Raw genomic sequence first — 17,085 nt, 5'->3', positions numbered from 1 at the left:
GGAGCGTCTTGGACGGGGCCCCACACTAATGGCTGGCACGAGAGCGGTCCGCCGCCTGTGGACAGAGCACGGGCCGCGGACCGTTCTTTACGTACATGTGTGTGCCGTTTGGCCGGTTGGCGGCCGGACGGCGCCGATGATGGCCGGTTCGCGGCCGGTTCCCGGCCGGGCGGGCGGCGGCTCCAGCGGCCGGGCGGCGGCCCGCCGCGACCGGCCGGTGGCCGGACGGGCGTCCGGGCGCGGGCCGCCCGGGCATCGGACGGAGGCGCGCCGGGCGTGACTCTCCGGAGGCCGGGCGGACGGTCGCCGGGTGGACCGTATGCCGGACGGGCGCCGGCGGGCAGGCGTCAGACGGGCGCCCGGCGGGCGGGCGTCAGACGGCGGCTTTCTTCAGGCGGCGGCGCTCGCGCTCCGACAGGCCGCCCCAGATTCCGAATCTTTCGTCGTTGGCGAGCGCGTACTCAAGGCATTCCGAACGGACTTCGCACGCGAGGCATACCTTCTTGGCCTCGCGAGTGGATCCGCCCTTCTCGGGGAAGAAGGATTCCGGATCCGTCTGGGCGCACAACGCGCGCTCCTGCCAGCCGAGTTCCTCATCCGCGTCCTCGACCAGCAGTTCCTCGAACAACTCGGTCATGTGCGCCCCTCGTCGGTCTTTGCGTCCCCGTGATGTGGCCGTTTGTCGATTTCGGCCTAACGACACGAGTGAAATTACAAGTGCGGTGCTGCGGGCCAGTCAAGCCGGGATCTGCTATTGGGCCCGGTATTCACTCTGCGGAACCAAGGCTATGCGGAAAGTGTTCAAATCAGCAAAAATGAGACACATGCCGCCGCCCCGCCCGCACCCTCCCTTTCAGCGCTCTCTCCAGGGAGGACGTCCACGACTTCGACCGTGTTGCGATCGAGCCGGCGAAGCGACCCGGATCACAGTCAGGTCACGAGAACGCGACGACGTTTGCGCGGGTGGTTGCTGCCGCATGTGTCCCGACCTCGGCCTGCACAAACCTTTCTCCGGACGGAGTAACCGGATGAGGTGAAACATTGCCGCCAAATCGGTCATTGGGTTGACAGAAGGAATCGAGCCGGTCACCTTTGATGACATGCCAGCGACCACAGCGCCCTCCGCAGCCCACCTCCGTGGGTTCCGCAGCGCTGTCCAGGCGCACTGTCGCCCTTGTTGTCGCTGTCGCTGTTCCAGCTGTTGATGCCGTAGCGCTCCAGCGTCTCCTTTCCGCGTCTCCCGCGTTGCCCTGCATGACCGCATGACCGCATGACCGCTCGGTCCGTCGGCCCTGCGCCTGCCCCCGCACCTGTTTCTTCCGAGGAACCACCGCACCCATGAACAGCGACAGCGACCTCCAGATCGCCGGCGACATCCTCGCCGTACAGCACCTGCTCCAGCCCGCCAAGGAGCACCCGTCCACCGTGGCCGAGTTCGCCGGGCTCGCCCGCTCGATCGCCGCCGACCGCTCCCAGTGGGCGCACCTCGTCGAGTACGACGCCACCACCCGCTGGTACCACCGGCTGCGCACCGGCCCCGGCTACGAGGTGTGGCTGCTGTCCTGGGTCCCCGGCCAGGGCACCGGGCTGCACGACCACGGCGACTCGTCCGGCGTACTGACCGTGCTCGAAGGGGAGCTGACGGAACGTACGGAAAAGGGCACGCGGGTACTCGCCTCGGGCGCCCAGCGCGTCTTCGCGCCGGGGTACGCGCACGACGTCGTCAACGACGCCCTCGAACCGGCCGTGAGCCTGCACGTCTACTACCCGGGCCTGACCGACATGCCGATGCACGGCGACAGGTGCTCGGCCCCGGAGGCCCAGGATGTCGTAGCCGCCTGACACACTGCCGTACATGCGCATTGTGGTTCTGGCCGGCGGCATCGGCGGTGCCCGTTTCCTGCGCGGCCTCAAGCAGGCCGCGCCGGACGCGGACATCACGGTCATCGGCAACACCGGTGATGACATCCATCTGTTCGGGCTGAAGGTCTGCCCCGACCTCGACACGGTGATGTACACCCTGGGCGGTGGCATCAACGAGGAGCAGGGCTGGGGGCGCGCGGACGAGACCTTCCAGGTCAAGAGCGAACTGGCGGCGTACGGGGTGGGGCCGGACTGGTTCGGGCTCGGTGACCGCGACTTCGCCACGCACATCGTGCGTACGCAGATGCTGGCCGCCGGCTACCCGCTGAGCGCCGTCACCGAGGCGCTGTGCGCCCGCTGGAAGCCGGGCGTACGGCTGCTGCCGATGTCCGACGACCGCGTGGAGACGCACGTCGCCATCGAGGTCGAGGGCGAGCGCAGGGCCGTTCACTTCCAGGAGTACTGGGTGCGGCTGCGGGCCTCCGTGGACGCGCACGCCGTCGTGCCGGTCGGCGCGGAGCAGGCCAAGCCGGCGCCGGGCGTGCTGGAGGCGATCGGTGAGGCGGACGTGGTGCTCTTCCCGCCGTCCAACCCGGTCGTGAGCATCGGGACGATCCTCGCGGTGCCCGGGATCCGCGAGGCGATCGCCGATGCCGGCGTGCCGGTCGTGGGCCTGTCCCCCATCGTCGGGAACGCCCCGGTGCGCGGCATGGCCGACAAGGTGCTCGCCGCGGTGGGCGTCGAGTCCACGGCCGCGGCGGTCGCCCAGCACTACGGCTCCGGGCTGCTGGACGGCTGGCTCGTCGACACGGTGGACGCCGGCACGGTCGGCGAGGTCGAGGCGGCCGGCATCCGCTGCCAGGCGGTGCCGCTGATGATGACGGACGTGGACGCCACGGCGGCGATGGCCCGGGAAGCGCTGGCGCTCGCCGAGGAGGTGCGTGGATGACGCCCTCCGCCTCCTACCGGGTGTGGGCGCTGCCCGGGCTGCCGGAGGTGCGTCCGGGTGACGACCTCGCCAAGCTGATCGCCGCCACCGAGCCGGGGCTGGCCGACGGTGACATCCTGCTCGTCACGTCGAAGATCGTCAGCAAGGCGGAGGGGCGGATCGTCGCGGCGGACGACCGGGAGGCCGCCATCGATGCCGAGACGGTACGGGTGGTGGCGCGGCGCGGTGCCCTTCGCATCGTCGAGAACCGGCAGGGGCTGGTGATGGCCGCGGCGGGCGTCGACGCGTCCAACACCCCTGCCGGGACCGTGCTGTTGCTGCCGGAGGACCCGGACGCGTCCGCACGTGCGATACGCGCGGGGCTGCGGGACGCGCTCGGTGTGGACGTCGGCGTCGTGGTCACGGACACCTCCGGGCGGCCGTGGCGCAGCGGGCTCACCGATGTGGCGATCGGCGCGGCGGGCGTACGCGTGCTGGACGACCTGCGCGGCGGCACCGACACGTACGGCAACCCGCTGGTCGCCACCGTGGTCGCCAGTGCCGACGAGCTCGCCGCGGCCGGTGACCTGGTGAAGGGCAAGGCGGCCGGGCTGCCGGTCGCGGTGGTGCGGGGGCTGGCGCACCTGGTGGTCCCCGACGACTCGGCGGGGGCCCGGGCGCTGGTGCGCAACGCGGCCGACGACATGTTCCGGCTCGGTACGTCGGAGGCGGTACGCGAGGCGGTCACGCAACGGCGCACGGTGCGGGAGTTCACGGCCGACCCCGTGGACCCGGGCGCGGTGCGGCGGGCGGTCGCCGCGGCGCTGACGGCGCCCGCGCCCCACCACACCACGCCGTGGCGCTTCGTGCTGCTGGAGTCGGCGGAATCGCGGATACGGCTGCTGGACGCGATGCGCGACGCGTGGATCGCGGACCTGCGGCGCGACGGCCTCGGCGAGGAGGCCATCGCGCGCCGCGTCCGGCGCGGCGACGTCCTGCGGCGGGCGCCTTACCTGGTGGTGCCGTGCCTGGTGATGGAGGGCTCGCACCCGTACGGCGACGAGCGGCGCGCGGCGGCGGAGCGGGAGATGTTCGTGGTCGCGGCGGGCGCGGGGGTGCAGAACTTCCTGGTAGCGCTGGCCGGCGAGCGGCTGGGGGCGGCGTGGGTGTCGTCGACGATGTTCTGCCGGGACGTCGTACGGGACGTACTGGACCTGCCGGACGACTGGGACCCGATGGGTGCGGTCGCGGTGGGCCACGCGGCTGCGCCGCCGGTACCGCGCCCGGCGCGGGAGGCGGAGGGGTTCGTCGAGGTGCGGTGAGCCGGGGTGGCTGGGGGCGGCGTTGCGAGCGGCCCCAACGGCACCCCGGCCGGGCGGGCGGGGGCCGGCCGGGCGGGCGGGCACGGCGAGCGCGGGCACGGCAAACGCGGCGGGCACAGCCAACACGGCGAACACGGGGAGCACGGGGAGCACGGCGAGCACGGGGAGCACGGCGTCCGGTCAGAGCGCGGCGAGCGCGAAGGGGGCCCGTCAGAGCGCGGCGATGTTGCCGGGGGTGAAGCGGGGGGCGCGGCGGGGCGGGGTGTGGCCGCTGAGGAGGATCAGGCGGGCGGCGCGGTGGCGTTGGCCCGCGTACGGCTCCAGGAGCTCCAGCATCTCCTCGTCGTCGGCCTCCCGGCGGCCGGCCAGCGCGTGGCCGACGATGCCGGGCAGGTGGTAGTCGCCGACCGTGACCGCGTCCGGGGCGCCGTTGCTGCGCTGGACCGTTTCGGCGGACGTCCAGGGGCCTATGCCCGGGATCAGCTCCAGGCGCTGCCGGGCCTGCTCGGGTTCCATCGTGGCGGCCTCCTCCAGGCGGCGGGCCGCCCGCACGGCGCGCAGGATCGTCGAGGAGCGCTTGGAGTCCACGCCCGCGCGGTGCCATTCCCAGGACGGGATCAGCGCCCAGGTGCGCGGCTCCGGCATGACGTACAGGCGGTTGTCCGGGCCAGGGGCGGGCTCGCCGTATCCGCGTACGAGCAGCCGCCACGCCCGGTACGCCTCGCCCGTGGTGACCTTCTGCTCCAGGATCGAGGGGATCAGCGACTCCATCACCAGCCCGGTGCGCGTGAGCCGCAGACCGGGGCGGCGGCGCTCCGTGACGGCGAGGAGGCGGTGGCGGGGGGTGAAGGCGGAGGGGTCGTCATCGGCGCCCAGGAGGGACGGGACCTGCTCCAGCAGCCACTCGGCGCCCGCGCCCCACGCCTCCGCCTCGACGGCCCCGCCGCGCGCCGCGAGCCGCAGCGTGCCGGGGCCCGCCGGGGTGCGGCACGCGCGCCAGAGGGAGCCGTCCGGGGCCGTACGGAAGGTGGGGTCGCCGTGGCCGCGCCGCAGCGGGCCGAGGGCGAGCCCCAGGTCCAGCGGCCAGGGCGGGGCCCAGCTCCGGGTCCGGGACCGCGCGCGGGCCGGCGAACCCTGCACGGGTACGGCGCCGTGCACGGTCGTCGTGCGGGTCGGGCGCGGGGCGTAACGGCCTGCCACGGGGTGCGGTCCTCAGGGTCGGGGTCCCTACGAGGGTAGACCCAGCCGGGTCACTGGTCCGACGAGAACCGCACCGCACCGTCCGGCAGCCGCGCCCCGCACCACACCCGTACGCCGTCGCGCAGTTCGTTGTCCGCGCCCACGCGCGCGCCGTCGCCGATCACCGCGCCGTGCAGCACCGTCCGCGCGCCCACCCGCGCGCCCGCGCCGATCAGCGAGTCGGTGACCACCGCGCCGGCCTCCACGAGCGCGCCGTCCAGCACCACGCTGCCGTCGATCCGGGCGCCCTCCGCGACGGTCGCCCCGGTGCCGATGACCGTGCCGCCGGTGAGCTTGGCGTCCTCGGCCACCGTGGCGCCCGCCAGGACCAGCCGGTCGCCCCGGCGGCCCGGCACCGCCGGGGACGGGGCGCGGCCGAGCACGAGGTCGGCGGAGCCGCGTACGAACGCCTGCGGGGTGCCCAGGTCCAGCCAGTACGTCGAGTCGACCATGCCCTGGAGGTGGGCGCCGGTCGCCAGCAGCTCGGGGAACGTCTCGCGTTCGACCGAGACGGGGCGGCCGGTGGGGATGGTGTCGATGACCGACCGGCGGAAGACGTACGCGCCCGCGTTGATCTGGTCGGTGACGATCTCCTCGGGCGTCTGCGGCTTCTCCAGGAAGGCGGTGACGCGCCCGGTCGGGTCGGTGGGCACCAGGCCGAAGGCGCGCGGGTCCTCGACGCGGGTCAAATGGAGCGAAACGTCCGCGCCGGACGTCTCGTGGGTGTCGACCAGCGCCGGGATGTCCAGGCCGGTGAGGATGTCCCCGTTGAAGATCAGGACCGGTTCGTCCGGGCCGGAGCGCAGGCGCGAGGCGACGTTGCGGATGGCTCCGCCCGTGCCGAGCGGTTCGCGTTCGGTGACGTACTCGATGTGCAGGCCGAGCGACGAGCCGTCGCCGAAGTACGGCTCGAACACCTCGGCGAGGTACGAGGTGGCCAGCACGATGTGCTCCACGCCGGCCGCCCGCGCGCGGGCCAGTTGGTGCGTGAGGAACGGGACACCCGCCGCCGGAACCATCGGCTTGGGCGTGTGGACCGTCATCGGACGCAGCCGGGTGCCCTTGCCACCGACCAGGAGGATCGCTTCTGTCACCTGTCGTCTCTGCTTCCTGCTGGGTCCGGTCGATGGCCGCCTCGGTCATATGACCGATACGACCGGACAGTGTATGCAGACCGTTCGGTACAGCCTCCCCGGTCGTCACCGGCCCTGGTACTTCGCCGCCGCCTTCCGGGCCGTGCCCAGCTTGCCGTAGAGCTTGGCTCCCGGGCAGTCGGTCAAAAAGCCGTCCCTGTGCCCGGAGATGACGTTGAGCTTGACCTTCGTGCCCTTCTTGTACCGGTTTCCGCCGCCGGACGTCAGCGTGGTCTTGGCCCGCGGATCCTTTCCGTACAGCCCGAGCTTCCACGCCGTCAGCTTCGCCACCGCGGTCACCGCGGCGGAGCGCGGGGTCGATTGACTGTACGTGCCGAGGACGGCGATGCCCATGCTGTTGCTGTTGAAGCCCAGCGTGTGCGCGCCCAGCACCGGCTTGGCCACGCCTCCCGCACGCCCTTCGTAGATGTTTCCGCACTTGTCGATGGCGAAGTTGTAGCCGATGTCGCGCCAGCCGCTGCTCTTGACGTGGTAGCGGTAAATACTGCGCAGGACGGAGGGGGCCTGCTTGCAGGTGTAGTTGTTGCCGGTGGCGCTGTGGTGGACGAACGCGGCCTGGACGGACTTGGTGTAGACGAAGTCGCGTTCGCGCAGCTTCTCGTCCGCGCGCCAGCCCTTGCGGGTGATGATGCGCGGGCGGGGGCCGACGTACGGCTTCACGAACTCACCGGCCTGCTCCTCCGACTCGTCGGCGAGCGCGGCCTCGGTCTCCTCCTTGGACAGTTCGGGGATCTCGGTGGCGCCGAGCGGCACGAGTTCGGCGTTGACGGCCGAGGCGGCGGATTCCTCCGGGGTCAGCGCCGGGGCCGGGGCGGGGACCTGGCCGGTGGTGTCGGCTTCGGCGCTCTGCGTCGTGTCGCTGTGCGTGGTGTCGCCCTGCGCCGTGTCGCTCTGCGTGGTGTCGCTCTGCGCCGTGTCGCTCTGCGTGGTGTCGCTCTGCGTGGCGTCCTCGGGCACCTCGGGGCCCTGGGCGGGGTCCTCACTGCTGGGCTCGTCGCCGGGGTCGACGAGTTCGATGCGCATGCCCCGGGGCAGCGGGGGGGCGGTGGAGCCGGAACGGGGCGCCTCGGCCCGTACGCGTACTTCGACGCCGTCCGAGGCGCCGACCCACAGCGGGGCGGTGGAGCCGCGGACGGTGCCCGAGTCGCGTTCGGGAGTGCCGGGGTCGGCGGCGTGTGCGTGGTTGTGGGTCTCGACGGCCTGCCAGCCGGACCAGGTGTGGCCGCCGACGGCACGGGTGCGGACCTCGACCGAGCCGTGCAGCTCCGCGTCGGGGTCGTCCCAGACGACGCCGACCAGCGAGAACGGCCGCACGTCGCGCCGGGCCAGCCCCTGCTGCGGCACACCCGCCACCCGCTCGGCTCGCAGCGGCACGAGCGGCAGGGACTGCGTGGAGCCGGACACGGCCGCCTCCCCGGCGGGGGCGGCGGACCTGTCGGGCGCGGCGGACCTGTCGGGCGCGGCGGACCTGTCGGGCGCGGCGGACCTGTCGGGCGCGGCGGACCTGTCGGGCGCGGCGGAGCCGGCGGCAGCGGCCCGGTCGGGGCGCGGGGCGGGTGCCGGGGCTTGGGCGGCCGCGGAGGCGGTGGGGAGGGTGAGCGGGAGCACAAGGGCGGCGGTGCACGCGACGCCGATCGAGGAAGCAAGGTAGGCACGCATGAGGCGATACTCGGCAACCGCGACCGCCCGCGCGCGTCAGGAAAACTGACGCCCCATCGGTCCGACCGGTGGACCCCGTCACCGGTACGGCGGCGTCCGCCCCGCCCGCGCGCGTACCCTTGCGCGCGTGAACGCCAGCGACCGCACCCCCGCCGACCTGCTGCGATCCGCGCTCGCCGCGGATCCGGCCCGTCCCTTGGTCACCTACTACGACGACGCCACCGCAGAGCGCGTCGAATTGTCGGTGGCCACCTTCGCCAATTGGGTGGCCAAGACAGCCAACCTCCTCCAGGACGGCCTGTCCGCCGAGCCCGGCGACCGGCTCGCGCTGCTGCTGCCCGCGCACTGGCAGACCGCGGTCTGGCTGATCGCCTGCTCCTCGGTGGGCGTCGTCGCCGACCTCGACGGCGACCCCGCCGCCGCCGACCACGTCGTCGCCGGGCCCGGCCGGCTCGATGACGGCCTCGCCTGCCCCGGCGAGCGGCTCGCACTGTCCCTGGCACCCCTGGGACGCCGCTTCCCCACGCCGCCGGCCGGGTACGCCGACTACGCGGTCGAGGTCCCGACGCAGGGCGACCGCTTCGCCCCGTACGCCCCGGTGGACCCCGCCGCCCCGGCGCTCGCGGTGGGCGGTAGCGAGCTGACCGGCGCGCACATCGTCGACCGGGCGCGCGCGGACGCGGAGCGGCTGGGCCTCGCCGGGGGCGCGCGGCTGCTGTCGGCGCTGCCGTACGACACCTGGGAGGGCCTGTCGGCGGGGCTGTACGCACCGCTGGCGGCCGGCGCGTCCGTCGTCCTGTGCCGCAACCTGGACCGGCTGTCACCGCAGGCCCTGGAGAAGCGGATCGAGAGCGAGCGCGTCACCACGACCCTGGTGTGACCCGGCGCGAGTGAAGTGCACCCGTCCGGCGCACGGTGCGCCGAGTTGCCCGGGTCGTGGCGCCGTCTCCGATGGATGATCGGAGACGGACAGCCGACGCCTCGCAGGCATGACGGACGGACGGAACACGTGACGGACAGCGCTGGTACGCCCCCGGAGCCGGACCCCCCATCGGGGGCGTCCGGGCCGGGCAGCCCAGCCGGTGACGCCGCGTCGGAGCAGTCCGGGCCTCCGGCACCGGGCAACGCCCGTACGCCGAGCGGCGGCAAACGCGGCAAGCGCGTCAAGAGCACCCAGAGCAGCAAGGGCATCAAGAGCAGCAGGACCGCCAAGAACGGCAGGAGCGGCAGGAAACGCGCGCGCACCGCGACGAAGGAGTCCAGGCGCGTCAGCAGCACCAGGACACCGGCCCCCCGGCCCACCCGGCAGGACCTGCGCCGCTTCCGCCCGCGCTGGTTGCGTGCCGCCGCGTTCGCGGGTGCCGTCGTCGTGCTCGGGGCCGCCGGCACCGGCTGGTGGCTGTACCAGAAGCTCGACGGCAACATCACCACCGACACCTCGGCCGCCACGGAGCTGGAGCGGTACGCGAAGGAACGCCCCGCCTCCCTGGTGCGCGGCGCGCGCAACATCCTGCTCATCGGCTCCGACACCCGCGCCGGCAGCGGCAACGCCCAGTACGGCCGGGACAAGGGCACCCAGCGCTCCGACACGACGATCCTGCTGCACCTGGCCGCCCACGGGCGCGGCGTGACGGCGGTGTCCGTGCCGCGGGACCTCATGGTGCGCGTCCCGAGCTGCCGCAAGCGCGACGGCACCCGCACCGCCGCGCAGTTCGCCCAGTTCAACTCAGCGTTCGAGCTCGGCGGGACGGCCTGCACGATCCGTACGGTGGAGAAGCTGACCGGCATCCGCGTCGACCACCACGTGGTGATCGACTTCCGGGGCTTCAAGGACATGGTGAACGCGGTCGGCGGCGTACGGGTGTGCGTCAGCAAGCCCATCCACGACCCCGACGCGAAGCTGAACCTCAAGGCCGGCGCCCGGACGCTCAACGGGGAGCAGGCACTGGGTTACGTACGGGCCCGCAAGTCCCTCGGCGACGGCAGCGACACCGAACGCATGGAACGCCAGCAGCAGTTCCTCGCCGCGCTGGTCAACAAGGTGCACAGCAACGGCGTGCTGCTCAACCCGGCCCGCCTCTACCCGGTGCTCGACGCGGCGACCAAGTCCCTCACCACCGACCCGGGTCTGGACTCCCTGAAGGACCTCTACGACCTGTCGCGGGCCATGCGGAGCGTACCGACCGAGAAGGTGCAGTTCCTGACCGTGCCGCGGCGCCCCTACAGCGGAAACCCGAACCGGGACGAACTCGTACAACCCAGTGCGAACAGCTTGTTCAAGCGGCTGCGGGACGACGAACCGGTGGTCGTCGTCCCCGGGGACGGGCAGCCCGAATCCGGCGGCGAGGAGCCGGGCGCGCCGAGCGGGCAGCGGGGGGACGCGAGCCCTTCCGCGGCGCCGACGTTCGCGGGCACGAATGCGGCCGTCGGCACCTGCCGCTGACGGCGCGGAGTAAAGCGATACCCAAAGACTGGGCGTCGGTCTAAGTGGATTGGGCGGATTGCCCGCTTGTAAGAGGCGTGCAATTTGTCACGGACGTCGCCCGACGTTGAACTGGGCGGATAGTGTGACGCGATCCGGGTGCTCCCGACCGTGAGGTCGCAGCACTCAGGGATTGTGGAACCGAGCGCCTGTCGGGGGAGGCGCCTCGCGTGGCACCGACGGAGGACCCAAGCAACCGTGGACGCGCACAGCCGTGGACGGGCGGACGACATCGACCCCGCCGACCAGTGGGTACTCAACCCGCAGACTGGCAATTACGAATTGCGACTGGACCATTCCGCTGGGCAGTCGGCGCCTTCGGCACAGCCGTCCCGCCCCACCGGTCGCCGTGGCGCCGGCGCTTCGCGCACGACCTCCCCGGCTTCCCGGACCCGCGGCGCCACAACCGGCGGCACAGCGGCCGGAGTGCCCGGCCAGCGCAGGCGCCGCGCACCCGGGGCCGCGGACGCCCCGGGCGGGCGCGGGGCGCCCCCCGCGGCCGGCCGCCGCAAGCGCAAGCCGCAGAAGTCCGCCAAGAAAAAGGCGTTGATGTGGACCGGCGGTGCGACCGCCGGTGTCCTGGTCGTCCTCGCCGCCTCCGCGTACGCCTATTACGAGCACCTCAACTCCAACATCAGCACGGTCGACATCGCGGGCGCCGGGAGCGGCGGCTTCAAGAAGGACCAGGCCATCAACATCCTGGTCATCGGTACGGACAAGCGGACCGGCGACGGCAACGAGGGGTACGGCGACAAGAACAGCGCCGGCCACGCCGACACCACGATCCTCTTCCACGTCTCCAAGGACCGGACGAACGCCACCGCGATGTCCATCCCGCGCGACCTGATGACCGACATCCCGGACTGCGAGACCAAGACGGCCGACGGTACGAAGGTGATCCCGGGCCAGCAGAACGTCCGGTTCAACACCAGCCTCGGCCAGTCCGGCCGCGACCCGGGCTGCACGATGCGTACGGTCAAGGAGATCACCGGGCTGACCGTCGACCACTTCATGATGGCCGACTTCAACGCGGTGAAGACGCTGACGACCGCGATCGGCGGTGTCGAGGTGTGCGTGGCCAAGGACGTCGACGACAAGCGCTCGAAACTGCGGCTCACCAAGGGCACGCACGTCCTGGCGGGCGAGGACGCCCTCGCCTTCGTACGCACCCGGCACGCCTTCGGCAACGAGAGCGACCTCGACCGCATCAAGACGCAGCAGCAGTTCCTGAGCTCGATGATCCGCAAGATGAAGTCGAGTGAGACTCTCACCAGCCCCTCCAAGCTGGTGGACCTGGCGGAGGCGGCCACCGAGGCGCTCACCGTCGACACGGGGATAGGGAGCATCAAGAAGCTTCAGGACCTCGGTACGGAGCTGTCCAAGGTGAACCCCAAGAACATCACCTTCACCACCCTCCCCGTGATCGACAACCCGGCCGAGACGGTCAAGGCGACGGTCGTCGTCGACGAGGCCAAGGCGAACCCGCTCTTCTCGATGATGCAGAACGACGTCTCGCTCACCGAGGTCAAGCAGAAGGAGAAGGACGCCAAGAACGCCCAGGCGGCACTGCTCAAGGGCCCGCGCGCGGCGGCGTCCGACGTGCGCGTGGACGTCTACAACGGCAGCGGCAGGACGGGCGGCGCGCAGGCGACCATCACCTGGCTGCAGAACGAGCAGGGCGTCCTCAAGTCCGCGAACAAGAGCAACGCCCCGCAGGACATCGACAGGACGACGCTGGAGTTCGCCCCGAACCAGGCCGACCAGGCACGCAAGCTGGCGGACCTGATGGGCCTGCCCGCCACGGCGCTGAAGCAGGGCACCGAGGACGCCGGGGAGATGGAGCCGATGACGCTCACCCTCGGCGGGGACTTCAAGGGCGCGGGCGTGCCCATCACCGGTCCGGCGAAGGCGCCGGAGGGTGTGCAGAAGGTAGAGGCCGACAAACAGGTGTGCGCGCAGTGACGCACGCCTGATCGACAGGGGGACCCGGGTGGGACACAGCAGCGTGCGTGGGGAGGGGACGCGGGAACGCGTTCCGCACGCCCGAGCGGCGGGCCGGGACGACGACCCGTCGTCCGGTCCCGGTACGGCCGCGGCGGCCGCCTCCGCCGCGGCGGGCCCGGCCGGTGGCACGGCCCGCCGGCCTGGCGGCCGCGATGGCGGCGATGGCGGCGGGGGTCGTCGCCGCGTCGGCAAGGGCGCCAGGAGCGGCAAGGCGGGCAAACGGCGGGTGCTCCGCTGGAGCGCCTCGGTCCTGTCCCTGCTGATACTCGCCACGGCGGGCGCCGGTTACCTGTACTACGAGCACCTCAACAGCAAGATCAAGAAGGACGACCTCTACCTCGGCAAGAACAAGATGGCCGAGCACAGGGCGAACGCCGCGGGCCAGACACCGCTGAACATCCTGCTGATCGGCTCCGACGCGCGGAACTCCAAGGAGAACCAGAAGCTGGGCGGGGCCAGGGAGACCTTCGACGGCCCCCCGCTCGCCGACGTACAGATGCTGGTGCACATCTCCGCCGACCGCAGCAACATCTCCGTGGTGAGCATGCCGCGCGACACCATGCTGAGGATCCCCGAGTGCGAGGACAAGGCGGCCGGCAAGGTCTACCCGGAGCGGCAGTGGGCCTCGACCAACGAGTCGCTGAGCCGCGGCGGTCCGGGGTGCACGGTGGCCACCTGGTACGAGCTGACCGGCATCCGTATCGACCACTTCATGATGGTCGACTTCGCGGGTGTGGTGGCGATGGCCGACGCGATCGGCGGCGTACCCGTGTGCGTCACGAAGAACATCCACTCCCGCAACGCCCAGGGCCAGGGCTCCGGCCTGAAGCTGCCCGCCGGCACGCACCCCGTCAAGGGCGAGCAGGCGCTGCAGTGGCTGCGCACGCGGTACGGGTTCGAGGGCGGCACCGACCTGGCCCGCACCCGCGCCCAGCACATGTACATGAACTCGATGGTGCGCGAGCTGCGGGCGAGCACCAAGCTCACCGACCCCAACAAGCTGCGCAAGCTGGCGGAGGCGGCCATCGGGGCGCTCACCGTGGACCCGGAGCTCAACACCATCTCGAAGCTGTACAACCTGGCCGAGGAGCTCAAGAGCGTCCCGACCGCACGCATCACCATGACGACGATGCCCAATTTCTACTCGACCCGCTCCCCCGGAAAGGTGGAGCCCAAGCCCGGTGAGGCCGAGCAGCTCTTCGAGATGATCCGCCAGGACATCCCGCTGGACGGCAAGGCGTCCCGGCGCACCGCCCCGGCCGTCAGCAAGGACCCCGTCGCCCCTGCCGCCGAGACCGCGGTGACCGTGCGGAACGGCACCTCCACCGACCAGTTGGGGGCGGCGAAGGGGCGTGCGACCGAGGTCGCCGGGCTGCTGGCCGCGAAGGGCTACACCCTGGCCAGTGCCGACGTCGTCACGCCGCGCCAGGCCAGGACGGTCGTGCAGTTCCCGAGCGCGGATCTGGAGGGCGACGCGCAGGCGGTCGCCAAGGCCCTGGGGATACCGATCGGTTCGGTGACGAAGTCGAGCGCGGTCGAGGGCATCACGCTCGTCGTGGGCGCCGACTGGCGCGAGGGCGACGCCTATCCGAAGGCGGCGAGGACCACCGGCAAGGCACCGGCCTCGGCTGGCGCGCTCACGGCGGACAACACCAAGGAGTGCATGCCGGTGGACCCCGACTTCACCTGGTGAACGGCGGCGCTACGCCGCCGTCCGCACCGCCGGGCGGCGGCTGGCGATGACCTTCCTGGCCAGCGAGCGGGGGCTGGTCAGGAACCCGTACCCCCACGACATGTGCATCGTCGCCAGCGCCACCGGGATCTGGAGGCGGGCCTTCAGGGGGAGGCCGCGGCCGGCCGGGACGGAGCCGGCGACGATGGCCGCCAGGTAGCCGGCCGGGATCACGAAGCCGAGCGGGGTGAGGGTCGCGCCCACCACGATGCCCGCCGCGATGGCGCAGAGGGCGGTCGGCGGGGCGAGGTAGCGGAGGTTGATGGAGCCCTGGTGGTAGCGGGCGACGACATGGCGCCAGCGGCCGTAGTCCTTGTACTGCTTCGCCAGCGCGCGCACCGAGGGCCGGGGGCGGTACTGGACCCTCAGCTCGGGCGAGAACCAGATCAGGCCGCCGGCCTCGCGGATGCGGAAGTTCAGCTCCCAGTCCTGGGCGCGGATGAACTCCTCGTTGTAGCCGCCCTGCTGTTCGAGGGCCTCGCGCCGGAACACCCCCAGGTAGACCGTCTCGGCCGGGCCCGCCTCGCCGCCCGTGTGGAAGGCCGCGTTGCCGACACCGATCTTCGAGGTCATCGCGGCGGCGACCGCGTGCTCCCAGTCGTTCTCGCCCTCGGCGTGCATGATGCCGCCGACGTTCTGCGCGCCGGTCTCCTCCAGCAGGCGGACGGCCGTCGCGATGTAGTTCGGCGACAGCATGCCGTGCCCGTCGACCCGCACCACGATCGGGTGGCGTGACGCCTTGATCGCGGCGTTCAGGGCCGCGGGGGTCCGCCCGGTGGGGTTCGGCACGGTGTGCACCCGGGGGTCCTCGGCGACCAGCTCGGCGGCGATCTCGTCGGTACGGTCCGTGGACGGGCCGAGCGCGATCACCACCTCCATCTCGCCGTCGTACTCCTGCTCGAGGATGTGACGGACGGAGGCACGCAGATGCCGCTCCTCGTTGAGGACCGGCATGATCACGGAGACCGGGGGCAGGGGCGTGGCGTTCATGGCCTGCCACGTTACCGCGAATGGGGGACACCGGTGCGCGCCGCCCGGGCGGTACGGGCGGGCACTGATCGTATGGGCCTACTGTGCTGACTATTCCCCCACTCGCCCGCGGAGGTGTCCTTCGTGCCCACGCCGCCCCGCCGCCCCGCCCGCCCCCGGCCACCCGCCCCCCGGCAGCCGAGACGGGACCCGGCGCAGGCCACGCGGCGGGACCCGGCACCCACCACACGGCGTGACCCGTCCCCGACCCTCACGCGCCGCGCGACGGCGCCCGGCGGGCGGCGGGGGGCGCCGGCCACCGCCACGGGGCGGCAGCGGCGGGACCGGCCGCGGTGGGCCATGCGGATGGTGACCACCCTGTCCGTGCTGGTCCTGGCGGCGGGCGGGATCGGCCACGCGATGGTGACGAGCCTCGACACGGAGATCGGCCGGGTGGACCCCTTCAGGGACATGAAGAACCGCCCCGCGCCCGGTCACGGCACCAACATCCTCCTCGTCGGCACGGACGGCCGCGACAAGATCACGCCCGCCGAGAAGGTGAGGTACCGGCTCGGCGGCGCCCCCTGCCGCTGCACCGACACGATCATGCTGGTGCACATCTCGGCCGACCGTAAGCGGGCGAGCATGGTGTCCCTGCCCCGCGACTCGTACGCCGAGATCCCGCCCCACACCGACGCCACCTCCGGCACGTACCACCACAAGCACCCGCTGAAGCTGAACGCCGCGTACGCGGAGGGCGGGCCGAACCTCACCGTACGGACCGTGGAGCACATGACCGGCGTGAAGGTCGACCACTACCTGGAGGTCGACTTCACCAGCTTCATGCGCACCGTCGACGCCATCGGCGGGGTGGAGATCTGCACGGCCAAGCCGATGAGGGACGCGTACACCGGCCTCGCCCTGCCCGCCGGGACGCACAAGCTGGACGGCGGGCAGGCACTGCAGTACGTGCGCTCACGTCATGTCGACGGGGCCTCCGACCTGGGCCGCATGCAGCGCCAGCAGCGGTTCATGGCGGCGCTGATCGACCAGGCGACCAGCAACGGCACCCTGCTGAACCCGGTGAGGTTCCAGCAGGTCGTCACGGCGATGCTCAGCTCGGTCCGGGCCGACCAGGGCTTCGGGCCGCAGGAGATGCTCGCCCTCGCCAAGGCGATGCGCGGCTTCACCGCCGCGTCCTCGGAGTTCACCTCCGTACCGGTCGCCCAGGCGAGTTTCCCCGTGAAGGGCCTCGGCTCGACGGTGAAGTGGGACCTGGTGAAGGCCGAGAAGCTGTTCCAGGCACTGCGCCAGGACCAGCCCCTCGCCCCGCACATCCCGCGCAGCACGGTCCGCAAGAAGCTGGTCGAGGTCTCGCCGCAGCAGATCCGCGTGCAGGTCTACAACGGGACGCGGGTGCACGGCCTGGGCGCCAAGGTCGACGCGGCGCTGCGCGCGACCGGCTTCCGGACGACGCGGACGGCCCTGAACTGGGCGCGCCGCGATGTGGGCCGCACGATCGTCTGGTTCGACCCGCGCTGGGACCGCTCGGCCAGGTCGCTGGCCACCGCGCTGCCGGGAGCCCAGCTGCGGCCGGTGTACGGGCAGGGCGCGACGCTGAAGGTGACGGCGGGGGCCAACTTCGCGGGCGTGCTGCCGGTGCGGGCCGAGAACGTCTACCAGGGCGAGTTCGGCGTGGTCACCGGCGACCAGGTCGTCTGCGGCTAGGGAGA

General features: G+C 72.3%; 13 protein-coding genes. 8 read left to right on the top strand and 5 right to left on the bottom strand.

Annotated elements, in window-relative coordinates:
* Positions 1–373 precede the first annotated feature (373 nt).
* Positions 374–637: a WhiB family transcriptional regulator gene (locus QWM81_RS03805; RefSeq protein WP_105871487.1), complete on the bottom strand. Its 264-nt coding sequence runs from the start codon at positions 635–637 to the stop codon at positions 374–376.
* Positions 638–1,338: 701 nt separating this feature from the next.
* Between QWM81_RS03805 and QWM81_RS03800 the strand changes: the two genes are divergently transcribed.
* Genes QWM81_RS03800 through QWM81_RS03790 form a run of 3 tightly spaced genes read left to right on the top strand, consistent with a single transcriptional unit; the run spans position 1,339 to position 4,113 of the window.
* The gene (locus tag QWM81_RS03800; protein WP_290110022.1) at positions 1,339–1,842 is read left to right on the top strand and encodes a cysteine dioxygenase; all 504 of its coding nucleotides are present in this window, start codon (positions 1,339–1,341) and stop codon (positions 1,840–1,842) included.
* 13 nt (positions 1,843–1,855) lie between these two features.
* Complete coding sequence (cofD, locus tag QWM81_RS03795; RefSeq protein ID WP_290110021.1) at positions 1,856–2,812, top strand: 2-phospho-L-lactate transferase; 957 nt, start codon at positions 1,856–1,858, stop codon at positions 2,810–2,812.
* The gene (locus QWM81_RS03790) at positions 2,809–4,113 is read left to right on the top strand and encodes a coenzyme F420-0:L-glutamate ligase (protein WP_290110020.1); all 1,305 of its coding nucleotides are present in this window, start codon (positions 2,809–2,811) and stop codon (positions 4,111–4,113) included. Before cofD ends, QWM81_RS03790 begins: the two co-directional genes overlap by 4 nt.
* A gap of 210 nt (positions 4,114–4,323) precedes the next feature.
* Here the strand turns inward: QWM81_RS03790 and QWM81_RS03785 are convergent, their stop codons facing one another.
* The 3 genes from QWM81_RS03785 to QWM81_RS03775 form a co-directional block, all read right to left on the bottom strand.
* Positions 4,324–5,313 carry a DNA-3-methyladenine glycosylase family protein gene (locus tag QWM81_RS03785; RefSeq protein WP_290110019.1) on the bottom strand — a complete coding sequence of 330 codons (990 nt, stop codon included), beginning with the start codon at positions 5,311–5,313 and terminating at the stop codon, positions 4,324–4,326.
* A 50-nt stretch (positions 5,314–5,363) separates the two neighbouring features.
* Entirely contained in the window at positions 5,364–6,446 is a 1,083-nt protein-coding gene (gene manB, locus QWM81_RS03780) for a mannose-1-phosphate guanylyltransferase (protein ID WP_290110018.1), read from the bottom strand.
* A gap of 105 nt (positions 6,447–6,551) precedes the next feature.
* Positions 6,552–8,165 carry an N-acetylmuramoyl-L-alanine amidase gene (locus tag QWM81_RS03775; RefSeq protein ID WP_290110017.1) on the bottom strand — a complete coding sequence of 538 codons (1,614 nt, stop codon included), beginning with the start codon at positions 8,163–8,165 and terminating at the stop codon, positions 6,552–6,554.
* A 127-nt stretch (positions 8,166–8,292) separates the two neighbouring features.
* Here QWM81_RS03775 and QWM81_RS03770 point away from each other — a divergent pair, with 127 nt between their 5' ends.
* The 4 genes from QWM81_RS03770 to QWM81_RS03755 all read left to right on the top strand — a co-directional run bounded on the left by QWM81_RS03770 (position 8,293) and on the right by QWM81_RS03755 (position 14,344).
* Positions 8,293–9,045: a TIGR03089 family protein gene (locus QWM81_RS03770; RefSeq protein WP_290110015.1), complete on the top strand. Its 753-nt coding sequence runs from the start codon at positions 8,293–8,295 to the stop codon at positions 9,043–9,045.
* A gap of 129 nt (positions 9,046–9,174) precedes the next feature.
* Positions 9,175–10,608 (top strand): LCP family protein, encoded by a 1,434-nt coding sequence (locus tag QWM81_RS03765; RefSeq protein WP_290110013.1) that lies wholly within the window; start codon positions 9,175–9,177, stop codon positions 10,606–10,608.
* 237 nt (positions 10,609–10,845) lie between these two features.
* Positions 10,846–12,609, top strand: coding sequence for an LCP family protein (locus QWM81_RS03760; RefSeq protein ID WP_290110012.1), 1,764 nt, complete (start codon positions 10,846–10,848; stop codon positions 12,607–12,609).
* A gap of 28 nt (positions 12,610–12,637) precedes the next feature.
* Positions 12,638–14,344 (top strand): LCP family protein, encoded by a 1,707-nt coding sequence (locus QWM81_RS03755; RefSeq protein WP_290110011.1) that lies wholly within the window; start codon positions 12,638–12,640, stop codon positions 14,342–14,344.
* Positions 14,345–14,353: 9 nt separating this feature from the next.
* On the opposite strand, the gene QWM81_RS03750 is transcribed toward QWM81_RS03755, so the two are convergent.
* Entirely contained in the window at positions 14,354–15,373 is a 1,020-nt protein-coding gene (locus QWM81_RS03750; protein ID WP_290110010.1) for a glycosyltransferase family 2 protein, read from the bottom strand.
* Positions 15,374–15,496: 123 nt separating this feature from the next.
* Between QWM81_RS03750 and QWM81_RS03745 the strand changes: the two genes are divergently transcribed.
* Positions 15,497–17,080, top strand: coding sequence for an LCP family protein (locus tag QWM81_RS03745; RefSeq protein WP_290110009.1), 1,584 nt, complete (start codon positions 15,497–15,499; stop codon positions 17,078–17,080).
* The last annotated feature ends 5 nt before the right edge of the window (positions 17,081–17,085 follow it).

Source organism: Streptomyces ficellus (assembly GCF_030406405.1).
GTDB lineage: Bacteria > Actinomycetota > Actinomycetes > Streptomycetales > Streptomycetaceae > Streptomyces > Streptomyces ficellus_B.
The sequence above is the reverse complement of the archived record's forward strand: the minus strand, read 5'-3'. Positions and strand labels throughout refer to the sequence as shown.

What these genes read in the sequence shown, in the direction of transcription:
- QWM81_RS03805 (WP_105871487.1), bottom strand. Translation starts at nt 637, where the DNA reads ATGACCGAGTTGTTCGAGGAACTGCTGGTCGAGGACGCGGATGAGGAA.
- QWM81_RS03790 (WP_290110020.1), top strand. Translation starts at nt 2,809, where the DNA reads ATGACGCCCTCCGCCTCCTACCGGGTGTGGGCGCTGCCCGGGCTGCCG.
- QWM81_RS03800 (WP_290110022.1), top strand. Translation starts at nt 1,339, where the DNA reads ATGAACAGCGACAGCGACCTCCAGATCGCCGGCGACATCCTCGCCGTA.
- cofD (WP_290110021.1), top strand. Translation starts at nt 1,856, where the DNA reads ATGCGCATTGTGGTTCTGGCCGGCGGCATCGGCGGTGCCCGTTTCCTG.
- QWM81_RS03750 (WP_290110010.1), bottom strand. Translation starts at nt 15,373, where the DNA reads ATGAACGCCACGCCCCTGCCCCCGGTCTCCGTGATCATGCCGGTCCTC.
- QWM81_RS03775 (WP_290110017.1), bottom strand. Translation starts at nt 8,165, where the DNA reads ATGCGTGCCTACCTTGCTTCCTCGATCGGCGTCGCGTGCACCGCCGCC.